Here is a 13298-nt window from a genome sequence, read left to right on the forward strand (position 1 = left end):
CACGCTCATGGGCCGTTCCCACCCCGAAGGACCCCTCGTCCACCCCGACGACCCGGCGTTCCGGGCCTGGCTCCGGGCGCTCTCCCGCGCTCTCGACCGCGACTTCGAGGAGGACCTCGGCTCACCGGGCAGCCTCGGCTTCCTCCGGTCGGCCTTCACCCACAACGGTGCCGTCCCGGCGCCCTACTTCGCGCCCATCGTGGACGAGCACAGGCGGATCCACGCCGAGCGCATCGTGACCGTGCTGCTCGCACAGGCACTCACGGACACGGGCCGTGCCTTCGACGTACCGGTCCGCTACGAGTGGTCCGACGAGCGCGATGCGATCGGTCAGGTCACCGTCGGCCACGAGACCGTGTGGGGCCTCGACCCGGTCGACATCGCCGTCGAGGCGGCGGAGGGCGTGCAGTGCCACCTCGCCGACCGCGAGCTACTGGTCTGGCCGCTCTGCCCCGCCCACCGCACGGGACCCCACGCCACCCGCACCCCCACCGGCGCCGCCTGGGTCTGCTCGGTCGTCGCCCACGTGGTGGCACCGATCCCGGCCTGAGCCCCCGGAGCCGGTGGCGTGGAGCGCTCGCTCGGTACGTCAGGATGGGGGCATGACCGAAATTCGTACCCCCCGTCTCATCCTCCGGCGCTGGAGCGACGACGACCTTGTCCCGCTGGCCGAGATCAACGCCGACTCCGAGGTGATGCGCTGGATCGGAGACGGCTCGGTCCGGGATCTGGAGCAGACCGCCGAGGACATCGAGCGGTACGAGGAGGAGTGGGACGAGGAGGGCTTCGGGATCTTCGCCGTCGAGCTCATCGCCTCGGGCGAGCTGATCGGCTTCGCCGGACTGTCCCTGCCCGAGTTCCTCCCCGAGGTGATGCCGGACGTGGAGATCGGCTGGCGGCTCGGCAGGCAGTTCTGGGGACAGGGATACGCCTCCGAGGCCGCCCACGCGGTCCTGGAGTTCGCGCTCCAGGACCGCGGGCTCGACAAGGTCGTCGCCATCACCCACATCAGCAACCAGGCCTCCGAGAACGTCATCGGCAAGCTCGGCATGACCGAGGAGCGCGAGACGAACCATCCGGCCTTCGGCGTGCCCCTGCGGGTCTACGCGATCGACCTCACCGAGTACGAGGCCTGACCCCCGGGGCCGGATCCCCGGGGGCGAAGGGTCCCTCAGTGACGCTCGGGCAGGTCCCGCTCGGCCGGGAGCGAGGTGAGGTCACGGGCCGAGGGCGAGGCGGCGGCGCGCGAGGACGCCGCGGGCGCCGGCTTCTTGCCGCAGAACGCGGCCTCCAGCGTCCCGCCGAGCGCCGTGTTGGCGGCACCGTGGTTGGAGGTGTTCGCCATCGCCGAGAGGCTGCGCCGCCCGTCGCGGGTCGAGAAGGTGTACGTGTAGAAGCCCTGCACGGTGCCGGTGTGCCCGTAGATCTGCGTACCGCACGACAGGTTGTAGCGGCGCAGGCCGAGCCCGTAGAACCGGGTGTTGGTGGCGTCGGTCGGCGTGACCGTCGTCATGGCCTCCATCATCGCCGGGGACAGCAGCCGGCCGCGCATCAGCGCGCTGGTGAAGGTGTTCAGGTCGGCGGGGCTGGAGATGACGGCCCCGGCCGACTGGGCCCAGGACACGGTCTGCTCGGTGGAGTCCACGAGCGCGCCGCCGGCCTCGTCGGGGTGCAGGTAGCCGCGTACGTGGTTGCCCTTGATCCGGGTGTCGGGGTGCACGTACGAGGTCTTGCCGAGCTTCAGCGGCTTGAAGATGCGGCGCTCGTAGGCGTCGGCCACGGGCCCGCCCGTGAGCTTCTCGATCAGCATGCCGACGACCACGAAGTTGGCGTTCGAGTACTGGTAGGAGACGCCGGGCTCGGTGGTCCGCGGCTCGCTCAGCGAGAGGTCGACGAGCTCCTGGTAGCTGAACACCCGGTTCCGGACGGCCTCGAAGCCGGGCACCGTGTGCTCGAACATCGCGTTCGTGTAGTCGGCGAGACCGCTGCGGTGGGTCAGCAGATGACGGACCGTGATGCGGTCGTCGGGGAGCAGGCCGGGGAGGTACGTGTTCACCGGGACGTCCAGCTCCAGCTTGCCCTCCTCGACCAGCTGGAGGAGCACGACCGCGGAGAACGTCTTGCTGACGCTGCCGATCCGGAAGCGCGCATGGATGTCCATGGGGTTGCCCGAGACCCGGTCCTGGACACCGGCGGTGCGGATCCGGACGCCGTCGGGGCCGGTGAAGCGAGCCATCGCCCCCGGAGCCCCGTTGTTCATGGCCGAGTTCAACGCGGCGACCACGCCGTCCATGTCGGGTGCGGGGACGGCGGGTGTCTCGGTGGCGGCCGCGGGGACGGGAGTGGCGAACGCGCTGGTGGCGGGGACGACGCCCGCGGCGAGCGCGGCGATCAGGGTGGCGCTCACGGCCAGGCGTCGGTTCGACGACAGGGGCACGGTGATTCCTCGACTTCTTCCGAATCGTTCGGCACGGCGCACGGCAGCGGTGCGCCGAAGGGCACGGGAACACCTGACCGCGAGGCCTGGCTCCGATACCCATGGATCATGAGTGCCAACGTCCGAAAACGGTTCCTGACACGGGAAACGGGTTGTGGATCCAGTAACTCCGCATCCGTCGTCCGCCACCGCTGTCCGTCATGCGCCATCCGCCGTCCGGCATGCGCCGGGCCCGGCCGACTGTTGCGCGTCGGCCGGGCCCGGGGGCGGACAGGGATCAGACGAGGTCGAACCGGTCCAGGTTCATGACCCGGGTCCACGCGGAGACGAAGTCCGTCACGAACTTCTCCTTCGCGTCGTCGCTCGCGTAGACCTCGGCCAGCGCGCGCAGCTCGGAGTTCGATCCGAACACCAGGTCCGCGCGGGTGCCCGTCCACTTGACCTCGCCGGTGGCGGAGTCGCGGCCCTCGAACGTGGTCGCGTCCTCGGACGCCGCCGTCCAGGCCGTGCCCATGTCGAGCAGGTTGACGAAGAAGTCGTTCGTCAGGGAGCCCGGGGTGGTGGTGAGGACGCCGTGCGCGGACTGCTGGTGGTTCGCGCCCAGGACGCGGAGGCCGCCGACGAGGACCGTCAGCTCCGGCGCGCTCAGGGTCAGCAGGTTCGCGCGGTCGACCAGCAGGTACTCGGCCGGGAGGCGGTTGCCCTTGCCGAGGTAGTTGCGGAACCCGTCGGCCTGCGGCTCCAGCGCCGCGAAGGACTCGACGTCCGTCTGGTCCTGCGCCGCGTCGACGCGACCGGGCGTGAACGGCACCTCGACGTCGAAGCCGCCGTCCTTGGCCGCCTTCTCGACGGCCGCGGAGCCCGCGAGCACGACCAGGTCGGCGATCGAGACCTTCTTGGCGCCCGCGGCGTCGAAGGAGGCCTTGACGCCCTCGAGGGTACGCAGCACCTGCGCCAGCTCGTCCGGGCTGTTGACCTCCCAGTTGCGCTGCGGCTCCAGGCGGATGCGGCCACCGTTGGCGCCGCCGCGCTTGTCGCTGCCGCGGAAGGAGGAGGCCGAGGCCCACGCCGCGGAGACCAGCTGCGCGACGGTGAGGTCCGAGCCGAGGATCTGCTCCTTGAGGGAGGCGATGTCCGCGGCGTCGATCAGCTCGCCCTCGCGGGCCGGCAGCGGGTCCTGCCACAGGAGGACCTCGGAGGGGACCTCCGGGCCGAGGTAGCGGACGGCCGGACCCATGTCACGGTGCGTCAGCTTGTACCAGGCGCGGGCGAAGGCGTCCGCGAACTGCTCAGGGTGCTCGTAGAAGCGCCGCGAGATCTGCTCGTACGCCGGGTCGAAGCGCAGCGACAGGTCGGTGGTGAGCATCGTCGGAAGGTGCTTCTTCGACGCGTCGTGGGCGTCGGGGATGATCGCCTCGGCGTTCTTCGCCACCCACTGATTCGCACCGGCCGGGCTCTGGGTGAGCTCGTACTCGTACTCGAAGAGGTGCTTGAAGAAGTCGTTGCTCCACCGGGCCGGGGTCGTGGTCCAGGTGACCTCGAGACCGCTGGTGATCGCGTCGCCGCCCTTGCCGCTGCCGTACGAGTTCGCCCAGCCGAAGCCCTGCGCCTCAAGGGGCGCGGCCTCGGGGTCGGCGCCGACGTTGTCCGCCGGGCCGGCGCCGTGGGCCTTGCCGAAGGTGTGGCCGCCGGCGATGAGGGCGACGGTCTCCTCGTCGTTCATCGCCATGCGGCGGAACGTCTCGCGGATGTCGCGGGCCGCGGCGATCGGGTCCGGGTTGCCGTTGGGGCCCTCGGGGTTGACGTAGATGAGGCCCATCTGGACCGCGCCGAGCGGGCTCTCCAGCTCGCGGTCACTTGTGTAGCGCTCGTCGCCGAGCCAGGTGGTCTCGGGGCCCCAGTAGACGTCCTCGTCGGCCTCCCACACATCGGCGCGGCCACCGGCGAAGCCGAAGGTCTCGAAGCCCATCGTCTCCAGGGCGACGTTGCCGGTGAGGATCATGAGGTCGGCCCAGGAGATGTTCTGGCCGTACTTCTTCTTCACCGGCCAGAGCAGACGGCGGGCCTTGTCCAGGTTGCCGTTGTCCGGCCAGCTGTTCAGCGGCGCGAAGCGCTGCTGGCCGGCGCCGGCGCCGCCGCGGCCGTCGCTGATGCGGTACGTACCGGCGCTGTGCCAGGCCATGCGGATCATCAGCGGGCCGTAGTGGCCGAAGTCGGCGGGCCACCAGTCCTGCGAGGTGGTGAGCACCTCGGCGATGTCCCGCTTCACGGCGGCGAGGTCGAGGGAGCCGAAGGCCTCGGCGTAGTCGAAGTCCGCGCCGAGCGGGTTCCCCACGACGGGGTTGGTGGCGAGGATCTTCAGGTTGAGCCGCTCCGGCCACCACTGGCGGTTGCCGCCGCCCTGGGTCGGGTGCGCGGCACGGCCGTGCGCCACCGGGCAGCCGCCCGACTCCTGGGATGCGGCGTCGGTGACGGTGGCGTCGTGGTTCTCGGACATGGGAATCCTTCCGGACGGGGCGGATCGCGGTGCTCAGCCGGGGCGGGCACCAGCGGGGCCTTGCGCCCGACCGGAGCCATGATGTGCCTTGGCTATTGCCGGAACCGATCCTACGATGGACAGAGTCCAAGTCAAGAACCACGCGAACCATCCGAAGGGGTGAGCCGAAAATGAGCGACCTGCTGGAGCGCCTGCGTGCGCGCGGCTGGCGGATGACGTCCCAGCGGCGCGTCGTCGCGGAGGTCCTCGCCGGCGAGCACGTGCACCTCACGGCCGACGAGGTGCACGCCGGCGCCGCGGCGCGTCTGCCGGAGATCGCGCGGGCGACCGTCTACAACACCCTGGGCGAACTGGTCGCCCTCGGGGAGGTGGTGGAACTCTCCACCGACGGCCGGGCGAAGCGGTACGACCCGAACGCGCACCACCCGCACCAGCACCTGGTCTGCTCGAACTGCGGGATCATCCGCGACGTCCACCCGACGGGGGACCCGCTGACGGCCCTCCCGCCCGCGGAGCGGTTCGGCTTCACCGTGTCGAAGGCGGATGTGACGTACCGCGGGCTCTGCCCCGCCTGCGCCTGACCGGGCCGTGCCCGACCGGTTCTGAAAACGGCACCCGACCGGGCTCGCGAAACGGCACCCGACCGGGCCCTCGAAATGCAGGAGCCCCTCCACCGGGTCGGTGGAGGGGCTCCCGTGCGTCGCCGTGATCCGGCGGCGTTCCTACTTCAGGGCCGCGAGGGCGTCTTCGTAGCTGGGCTCCTCGGCGATCTCGCCCACGAGCTGCGCGTGCAGGACGGTGTCGTTCTCGTCGAGGACGACGACCGCGCGGGCGGTCAGGCCGGCCAGCGGGCCGTCTGCGATCTCCACGCCGTAGTTGGTGTGGAACTCACGGCCGCGGAGCGTCGAGAGGCTCTTGACGTTCTCCAGGCCCTCGGCGCCGCAGAAGCGCGCCTGGGCGAAGGGGAGGTCGGCGGAGATGCAGAGCACCACCGTGTTCTCCAGCTCGCCGACCTTCTCGTTGAAGGCGCGCACGGAGGACGCGCACGTCGGGGTGTCGACGCTCGGGAAGATGTTGAGGACCTTGCGCTGACCGGCGTAGTCCTTCAGCGACGTGTCCGCGAGGCCCGCGGCGACGAGCGTGAAGTCAGGAGCCTGGCTTCCCGGGGTCGGCAGGGTGCCGTTGACCTGCACCGGGCTGCCCTTCAGCGTGACCTGGGCCATGGGGGATCTCCTTCGGACGAGGTAGGTGACAACGGGGGAATCGTACGGCGTGCCGAGCCGCCCACCGGACATCGCCGTCCGGTCGCGCCCGGCGGTGCCGACGGTCTGTCATTCACACACATGAACGCATCGTGCGCCCTCGTGTCCGTCCGAGCTGGTGAAACCGTTCATCCGGCACTCATCTCGCCACCTTGACGCCACTGGTTCAGACCTTTAGGTTCCACCCTCGACAGTCACCAAGCGTTCACATATCTGAAGAAGGAGCAACCTCATGTTCATATGGCGTGATGGTTCCCATGCGAAGCGCAGGGGAAGGAGTGCGCTGCTCGCCGCCCCCGCGCTGGCCGCCACGCTCCTGGCCGCACTCGTCGCCGGCTCCGGGGGCGGCCGCGCCGAAGCGGCCCCCACCACGTTCGTCCACCCCGGCGTCCTGGTCTCCCGTGGCCAGCTCGACTTCACCCGGGAGCAGGTCAACGCCGGGGCACAGCCCTGGAAGGGCGCCTACGACCAGATGATGGGGAGCAAGTACGCCTCACTCTCCCGGGTTCCGAAGCCCCGCTCGGTCGTGGAGTGCGGCTCGTACTCGAACCCGAACAACGGTTGCACCGACGAGCGCGAGGACGCCATCGCCGCGTACACGCTCTCCCTCGCCTGGTACGTCACGCGGGACAGCCGGTACGCCCAGAAGGCCATCGAGATCATGGACGCCTGGTCCGGAGTGATCACGGACCACACCAACTCCAACGCGCCCCTGCAGACGGGCTGGGCCGGATCCTCCTGGCCGCGGGCCGCCGAGATCCTCCGCTACACCTACACCGGCTGGCCCCAGGTCCGTGTCGACCGCTTCAAGACCATGCTGCGCACCGTCTACCTCCCCGAGGTCACCAACGGCTCCCAGTCCAACGGCAACTGGGAGCTGAGCATGACCGAGGCCGCCATCGGCATCGCCGTCTTCCTGGAGGACCGAGCCGCCTACGACAAGGCCGTGGGCAAGTTCCGCGGCCGCGTCCCCGCGTACATCTACCTGGCGAGCGACGGCGCCCTGCCGAAGGCCGCGCCGGGCAGCGGCCTCGACACGCGCGATGAGATCGTCCGGTACTGGCAGGGCCAGACCACCTTCGTCGACGGCCTCACCCAGGAGACCTGCCGCGACCTCACCCACACCGGCTACGGCCTGTCCGCCATCTCGCACATCGCCGAGACCAGCCGCATCCAGGGCCAGGACCTCTACCCCGAGGTCGCCGACCGGCTCCGGCACGCCCTCGGCCTCCAGGCCAAGTACGAGCTGGGCACGGCGGTCCCGAGCTGGCTCTGCGGCGGCACGCTCAAGGATCACCTGGGGCCGGTCACCGAGGTGGGATTCAACGCGCTCCACCACCGCATGGGGTACGGGATGACGAACACCCAGAACCTCACCGAGTCCCGGCGTCCGGCGGGTACCAACAACCTCTTCGTCGCCTGGGAGACCCTCACCCACGCCGGCAACTCCCGCTGAGCCGAGGGCGTGAGGGAGGTCCGTACCTCTTGACGCCCCCTTACTTCACTTCTTAAATCATGGGGTCTGTCAAGGCTCTTGCCGTGTCATGTGCATGGTAAGAGCCATGTCCCCCACACCCGACGGAAGTGAGAGTACGGAAGTGAGAGTCATGCCCTCCTCCCGATCGTCACGGCGCCCGCTGCTGACCGCCGTGACGGCCCTCGCCCTCGCCCTGGCCACCGCGGCCCTGGGCCCCACCGGTCTCACCGGCCCCACTGAGCGCGCCGCCCTCCAACCCGCGGCCGAGGCCGCCGCCGTCACCTTCTCCGACGACTTCGACGGCGCCGCGGGACTCCCCGCGGACGGCTCGCGGTGGCAGATCGAGACCGGCGACAACGTCAGCAACCACGAACGGCAGTACTACACGGCCGGCAACCGCAACGCCGCCCTCGACGGCCAGGGCCACCTGGTGATCACCGCCCGCAAGGAGAACCCCGGCAACTACCAGTGCTGGTACGGCCGGTGCGAGTACACCTCGGCACGACTCAACACCGCCGGGAAGTTCACCGCGCAGTACGGCCACGTCGAGGCCCGGATGAAGGTGCCGCGCGGACAGGGCATGTGGCCCGCCTTCTGGATGCTCGGCAACGACCTCGGCCAGGTCGGCTGGCCCGCCTCCGGCGAGATCGACATCATGGAGAACGTCGGCTTCGAGCCGTCCACCGTGCACGGCACCCTGCACGGCCCCGGCTACTCCGGCTCCGGCGGCATCGGAGCCGGCTACACCCTGCCCGGCGGCCAGGCCTTCGCCGACGCCTTCCACACCTTCGCCGTCGACTGGTCGCCCGGCAGGATCACCTGGTCCGTGGACGGAACCGTCTACCAGACGCGTACGCCCGCCGACCTCGGCGGCCGCGCCTGGGTCTTCGACAAGCCGTTCTTCCTCATCCTCAACCTCGCGGTCGGCGGCTACTGGCCCGGCGACCCGGACGGCTCGACCACCTTCCCGCAGCAGCTCGTCGTCGACCACGTCCGCGTCACCACCGCGGACGGCCCCGCCGGCGGGGGACCGATCACCGGAATCGGCGGCAAGTGCGTCGACGTGGCCGCGGCGAACAGCGCGAACGGCACCGCCGTCCAGCTCTACGACTGCAACGGCACCGGCGCCCAGCGGTGGACCGTGGGGACCGACGGCACGATCCGGGCTCTGGGCAAGTGCCTCGACGTCACCTCCGCCGGTACGGCCGACGGCACGCCCGTCCAGCTGTGGGACTGCAACGGCAGCGGCGCTCAGCAGTGGACCGCCAACGGCGCCCGGGACATCGTCAACCTCGGATCCGGCAAGTGCCTGGACGCCACCGGCAACAGCTCCGCCAACGGCACCCGGCTGCAGATCTGGTCGTGCGGCGGCGGCGCGAACCAGAAGTGGACGGTGACGCGCTGACCTGCTGAGCCGTCTGCCGGCGGCGCGGGCCGCCCGCCTACGCTGGTACCCGTGCCGCCTACCCCTCGCCTCCACCGCGTCGCCGTCCTCGTACTCGAAGGGGCGAAGCCGCTCGACGTCGGCATCCCCGCGCAGGTCTTCACGACCCGCGCGAGCATGCCCTACGAGGTGAGGGTGTGCGGCGCGGAACCCGGTCTGGTGACCGGGGGCGACGGCCTCTCCTACGCCGTCGCCCACGGCCTCGACGCCCTCGCCTGGGCCGACATCGTCTTCGTCCCCGGCTACCGCTTTCCCGACCGCGAGGACCCGCCGCAGGCCGTCGTCGAAGCGCTGATCGCGGCCCACGACCGCGGCGCCCGCCTCGCCGCGATCTCCACGGGCGCCTTCGCGCTCGCCGCGACCGGCCTGCTCGACGGCAAACGCGCCACCACCCACTGGCACTACACCCAGGCACTGGCGGTGAAACGCCCCCTCGTCCACGTCGACGAGAACGTCCTCTTCGTCGACGAGGGGAGCGTGCTCACCTCCGCGGGCGCCGCCTCGGGCATCGACCTGTGCCTGCACATCCTCCGCGGCGACCTCGGCGTGGCCGCCGCGAACCATGCCGCCCGACGGCTGGTCGCCGCCCCCTACCGCAGCGGCGGCCAGGCACAGTACGTACCGCGCAGCCTCCCCGAGCCGCTCGGCGAACGGTTCGCCGCCACCCGCGAATGGGCCCTGCACCGGCTCGGCGAGCCGCTCACCCTCGACGTCCTCGCCCACCACGCGGCGGTCTCGGCGCGCACCTTCTCCCGCCGCTTCGTCGAGGACACCGGGTACACGCCCATGCAGTGGGTGATGCGCGCCCGTGTCGACCTCGCACGCGAACTCCTGGAGCGCTCGGAGCGGAGCGTCGAGCAGATCGCCGCCGACGTCGGTCTCGGCACCGGCGCGAATCTGCGCATGCACTTCCAGCGCATCCTCGGCACCACACCGAGCGAGTACCGGCGCACCTTCACCAAGGGCGAGTAGCCCCTCGCCGAGGTCTTGGCGCGATCCTTGCGGACCGTGGCGATCCCGCCTCTGTCAGGACCGTTCCCGCCGAGCGAACCTGGTGGCGACGCAGAAGTTGAAGGGACACCATTCATGACTCGCATCGCCATCAACGGATTCGGCCGCATCGGACGCAACGTGCTCCGCGCCCTGCTGGAGCGCGACACCGACCTCGAGGTCGTGGCCGTGAACGACCTGACGGAGCCGAAGGCCCTCGCGCGACTGCTCGCCTTCGACTCGACCTCGGGCCGCCTCGGCCGGCCGGTGAGCGTCGACGGGGACACCCTCGTCGTCGACGGCCGCCGCATCAAGGTCCTCGCCGAGCGCGAGCCGGCGCAGCTTCCCTGGGCCGAGCTCGGCGTCGAGATCGTCCTTGAGGCGACCGGCCGCTTCACCAACGCCAAGGCCGCCCGTGCCCACATCGACGCCGGTGCCAAGCGCGTGCTCGTCAGCGCTCCCGCCGACGGTGCCGATGTCACGCTCGCCTACGGCGTCAACACCGACGCGTACGACGCCGAGCTGCACACCGTCGTCTCGAACGCCTCGTGCACGACCAACGCCCTCGCGCCCCTCGCCAAGGTCCTCGACGACCTGGCCGGCATCGAGCACGGCTTCATGACGACGGTGCACGCCTACACGCAGGAGCAGAACCTGCAGGACGGCCCGCACCGCGACCCGCGCCGCGCCCGCGCCGCCGGCGTCAACATCGTCCCGACCTCGACGGGCGCCGCCAAGGCGATCGGCCACGTGCTGCCGAACCTCGACGGCAAGCTGTCGGGCGACTCGATCCGCGTGCCGGTCCCGGTCGGCTCGATCGTCGAGCTCAACACCACCGTCGCCCGAGACGTGACGCGCGAGGACGTCCTGGAGGCGTACCGCGCCGCCGCGGCCGGCCCGCTCGCCGGTGTTCTGGAGTACTCGGAGGACGCGCTCGTCTCCTCCGACATCACCGGCAACCCGGCCTCGTCGATCTTCGACTCGGAGCTCACCCGCGTCGAGGGCCGCCACATCAAGGTCGTCGCCTGGTACGACAACGAGTGGGGCTTCTCGAACCGCGTGATCGACACCCTCCAGCTGCTGGCCCGCTGACCCGGCCCGCCACCACCGCCCGCTGCCCCCACCGAACCACGGATTCGGCGGGGGCGGCGGGCGTTCTGGGCAGATGCCCAAGGAGACCCCCGAAGGTCTGGGCTCCTGCGGACAGACACTCGCCCCCGCGAGCTCGATCATGGCCTGGTCACGCTTGCGAGGACGCGCAACGTGCCGGATCCGTAAAGGAGTTCGTATGCCAGGGAGAACGAGCCGTGTGTTCGGCGGCCTTCTGCTCGCCGCCGTGATGGCCGTGTGCACCACACCGGGGACTGCCGGCGCGGCCGCCGACGCGGGGACCGCGGGCACCATCCCGTCCGTCGGCACCGACTGGGGCCGGACGGGCCCGTACGAGGTGAGCGTCGACATCGAGGCCGTGCACACCTTCTACTACCCGCGGACCATGGGGCAGTCGGGGGAGCGCCACCCGGTGATCATCTGGGGCAACGGCACGGGCGCCGTGCCCGGCATCTACAGCTCGCTGCTGCGCCACTGGGCGAGTCAGGGCTTCATCGTCGCCGCCGCCAACACCCCCACGTCGAACTTCGCGATCAGCATGCGCGCGGGAATCGACGTCCTGGAGCACCGGAACGCCGACAGCTCCAGCAAGTTCCACGGCAAGGTGGACCTCGAACACATCGCCTCCGCCGGGCACTCGCAGGGCGGAGCAGCCGCCGTCAACGCGGCGGTCGACCCGCGGGTCGACACTGCCGTCCCGATCCAGCCGGGTCCGCTGACCGACCCCGACCTGATGGACGAGCCCGTCTTCTATCTGGCGGGCCAGCGCGACCTGACCGTGTGGCCGGCCCTGGTGAAGGCCCTGTACCGGGACACGGATCACGCCCCCGCCGTGTACGGCGAGGTCCGCGGCGCCGGACACCTCAGCTCCATCGGCGACGGCGGGGACTTCCGCGCCCCGACCACCGCCTGGCTGCGGTTCTGGCTGCTCGGCGACGAGAACGCTCGTGGGGAGTTCTTCGGCCCCGGGTGCGGCTACTGCGTCGACACCGATCTGTGGTCGGGCTGGGACCGTAACGCCAAGGCGCTCCAGATCCCCGGGCCCACCGCCTGACGTCACCTCGGCACGTACGAACGGCTCCGGGCCTCCCTCGGCAGGAGGGCGTCCCGGAGCCGTGTCGTGCCCCGGCGTCAGCGGCGTACGGCGCGCCGCAGGAGGACGGCGCCGAAAACCGGGACGACCAGCGAGAAGGCGATGAACAGCAGGAGTTCCGTCGGGCCGATCCGGGACGAGGCCCCGAGCAGGGAGCCCAGCACGACCAGGGCCGGAACGGCCAGGGCGGTGAGGGCGCCGATCCGCCTGTGGCGCCTGTCCCACTGGGGGGAAGCCCACAGCAGTGCCAGAACGACGATCAGTACCACCGCCCCCACGTACGGCGCGAACACGAACAGCAGTCCGGAGATGCCGAGCAGGACGGTGATCGGCTTCGTGCGGCCGGGCGCGGCCGGGGAGGCCGAGCCGGCCGGCGCCTCCTCGGCGAGGGCGGAGGCGGCGACGGTACGGGGCTCGCCGAGCTCGGCGAGGACCGCGCGGACCTGGTCGTCGCCGTCCGCGCCGCTGACCTCGATGTGCTCGCGGAGGTCCGCGAGGAGCTCGGCCCGGCGCTCGGCGGGCAGCTCGGCCGTCTCGCGCGCGACGGCGTCGAGGTAGGCGGCGACGAGTGGGTGCTGGTCGGTGGCGTTCATGCGGAATCCCCCTGTGGGTCGGTGAGGAAGTGGTCGACGGCGTCCCTGAACAGCGGCCACGCCTGGGCGAACTCGGCGAGGGAGGCCCGGCCGACGCCCGTGAGCGTGTAGTAGCGGCGCGACGGCCCGCTGGGGGAGTCGCGCAGCTCGGTGTCGACGAGCCCTTCGCGCCGCAGCCGCGACAGCAGGGGGTAGATCGTGCCCTGGCTGGTGGTCATGACGCTGACCGCGGAGAGCTCGGCGACGAGCTCGACGCCGTACTTCGGCTCGTCCCTGAGCAGCGCGAGGACGCAGTACTCCAGCACTCCCTTGCGGAGCTGACTGGGGACCCTGTCGCCCGCCTCGTTCATTGCGTTACCAGGAACCATGCAATGCAAGATAGCTCGGGAAGGTGA

At 70.9% G+C, this 13298-nt stretch carries 13 protein-coding genes; 8 read left to right on the forward strand and 5 right to left on the reverse strand.

Annotation, left to right across the window (positions count from 1 at the left end):
* Positions 1-7 precede the first annotated feature (7 nt).
* Positions 8-550 carry a hypothetical protein gene (locus OG514_RS31275; protein ID WP_266900480.1) on the forward strand — a complete coding sequence of 181 codons (543 nt, stop codon included), beginning with the start codon at positions 8-10 and terminating at the stop codon, positions 548-550.
* Positions 551-602: 52 nt separating this feature from the next.
* A complete protein-coding gene (locus OG514_RS31280; RefSeq protein WP_266900482.1) occupies positions 603-1136 on the forward strand; it encodes a GNAT family N-acetyltransferase in 534 nt (177 codons plus the stop codon).
* A 35-nt stretch (positions 1137-1171) separates the two neighbouring features.
* On the opposite strand, the gene OG514_RS31285 is transcribed toward OG514_RS31280, so the two are convergent.
* Positions 1172-2437: a serine hydrolase gene (locus OG514_RS31285; protein ID WP_266900484.1), complete on the reverse strand. Its 1266-nt coding sequence runs from the start codon at positions 2435-2437 to the stop codon at positions 1172-1174.
* 277 nt (positions 2438-2714) lie between these two features.
* A complete protein-coding gene (gene katG, locus OG514_RS31290) occupies positions 2715-4934 on the reverse strand; it encodes a catalase/peroxidase HPI (RefSeq protein WP_266900486.1) in 2220 nt (739 codons plus the stop codon).
* Between the two features lie 170 nt (positions 4935-5104).
* On the opposite strand from katG, the gene OG514_RS31295 reads away from it, so the two are divergent.
* Positions 5105-5515 carry a Fur family transcriptional regulator gene (locus tag OG514_RS31295; RefSeq protein WP_266900488.1) on the forward strand — a complete coding sequence of 137 codons (411 nt, stop codon included), beginning with the start codon at positions 5105-5107 and terminating at the stop codon, positions 5513-5515.
* Between the two features lie 141 nt (positions 5516-5656).
* On the opposite strand, the gene tpx is transcribed toward OG514_RS31295, so the two are convergent.
* Positions 5657-6157: a thiol peroxidase gene (tpx, locus tag OG514_RS31300; protein ID WP_266900490.1), complete on the reverse strand. Its 501-nt coding sequence runs from the start codon at positions 6155-6157 to the stop codon at positions 5657-5659.
* A 271-nt stretch (positions 6158-6428) separates the two neighbouring features.
* Between tpx and OG514_RS31305 the strand changes: the two genes are divergently transcribed.
* From OG514_RS31305 to OG514_RS31325, 5 genes are all read left to right on the forward strand, one after another.
* Entirely contained in the window at positions 6429-7652 is a 1224-nt protein-coding gene (locus tag OG514_RS31305; protein ID WP_266900492.1) for an alginate lyase family protein, read from the forward strand.
* Between the two features lie 151 nt (positions 7653-7803).
* Positions 7804-9078, forward strand: coding sequence for a family 16 glycosylhydrolase (locus tag OG514_RS31310; RefSeq protein ID WP_266900494.1), 1275 nt, complete (start codon positions 7804-7806; stop codon positions 9076-9078).
* Positions 9079-9129: 51 nt separating this feature from the next.
* Positions 9130-10089 (forward strand): GlxA family transcriptional regulator, encoded by a 960-nt coding sequence (locus OG514_RS31315; RefSeq protein ID WP_266900496.1) that lies wholly within the window; start codon positions 9130-9132, stop codon positions 10087-10089.
* Positions 10090-10203: 114 nt separating this feature from the next.
* Positions 10204-11199, forward strand: a complete 996-nt coding sequence (gene gap / locus OG514_RS31320; protein WP_266900498.1) for a type I glyceraldehyde-3-phosphate dehydrogenase — start codon at positions 10204-10206, stop codon at positions 11197-11199.
* 196 nt (positions 11200-11395) lie between these two features.
* Complete coding sequence (locus OG514_RS31325; RefSeq protein WP_266900500.1) at positions 11396-12271, forward strand: acetylxylan esterase; 876 nt, start codon at positions 11396-11398, stop codon at positions 12269-12271.
* A gap of 77 nt (positions 12272-12348) precedes the next feature.
* Here the strand turns inward: OG514_RS31325 and OG514_RS31330 are convergent, their stop codons facing one another.
* Together OG514_RS31330 and OG514_RS31335 are read right to left on the reverse strand one after the other, a co-directional pair.
* Positions 12349-12903 carry a hypothetical protein gene (locus tag OG514_RS31330; protein WP_266900502.1) on the reverse strand — a complete coding sequence of 185 codons (555 nt, stop codon included), beginning with the start codon at positions 12901-12903 and terminating at the stop codon, positions 12349-12351.
* Positions 12900-13271, reverse strand: a complete 372-nt coding sequence (locus tag OG514_RS31335) for a PadR family transcriptional regulator (protein WP_266900504.1) — start codon at positions 13269-13271, stop codon at positions 12900-12902. Before OG514_RS31335 ends, OG514_RS31330 begins: the two co-directional genes overlap by 4 nt.
* Positions 13272-13298 lie beyond the last annotated feature (27 nt).

Source organism: Streptomyces sp. NBC_00572 (assembly GCF_026341815.1).
Classification (GTDB): domain Bacteria; phylum Actinomycetota; class Actinomycetes; order Streptomycetales; family Streptomycetaceae; genus Streptomyces.

Excerpts from the sequence above, each read along its gene's own strand:
- OG514_RS31275 (WP_266900480.1), top strand. The coding sequence starts at position 8 with ATGGGCCGTTCCCACCCCGAAGGACCCCTCGTCCACCCCGACGACCCG.
- OG514_RS31280 (WP_266900482.1), top strand. The coding sequence starts at position 603 with ATGACCGAAATTCGTACCCCCCGTCTCATCCTCCGGCGCTGGAGCGAC.
- katG (WP_266900486.1), bottom strand. The coding sequence starts at position 4,934 with ATGTCCGAGAACCACGACGCCACCGTCACCGACGCCGCATCCCAGGAG.
- OG514_RS31295 (WP_266900488.1), top strand. The coding sequence starts at position 5,105 with ATGAGCGACCTGCTGGAGCGCCTGCGTGCGCGCGGCTGGCGGATGACG.
- tpx (WP_266900490.1), bottom strand. The coding sequence starts at position 6,157 with ATGGCCCAGGTCACGCTGAAGGGCAGCCCGGTGCAGGTCAACGGCACC.
- OG514_RS31305 (WP_266900492.1), top strand. The coding sequence starts at position 6,429 with ATGTTCATATGGCGTGATGGTTCCCATGCGAAGCGCAGGGGAAGGAGT.
- OG514_RS31310 (WP_266900494.1), top strand. The coding sequence starts at position 7,804 with ATGCCCTCCTCCCGATCGTCACGGCGCCCGCTGCTGACCGCCGTGACG.
- gap (WP_266900498.1), top strand. The coding sequence starts at position 10,204 with ATGACTCGCATCGCCATCAACGGATTCGGCCGCATCGGACGCAACGTG.
- OG514_RS31325 (WP_266900500.1), top strand. The coding sequence starts at position 11,396 with ATGCCAGGGAGAACGAGCCGTGTGTTCGGCGGCCTTCTGCTCGCCGCC.
- OG514_RS31330 (WP_266900502.1), bottom strand. The coding sequence starts at position 12,903 with ATGAACGCCACCGACCAGCACCCACTCGTCGCCGCCTACCTCGACGCC.
- OG514_RS31335 (WP_266900504.1), bottom strand. The coding sequence starts at position 13,271 with ATGGTTCCTGGTAACGCAATGAACGAGGCGGGCGACAGGGTCCCCAGT.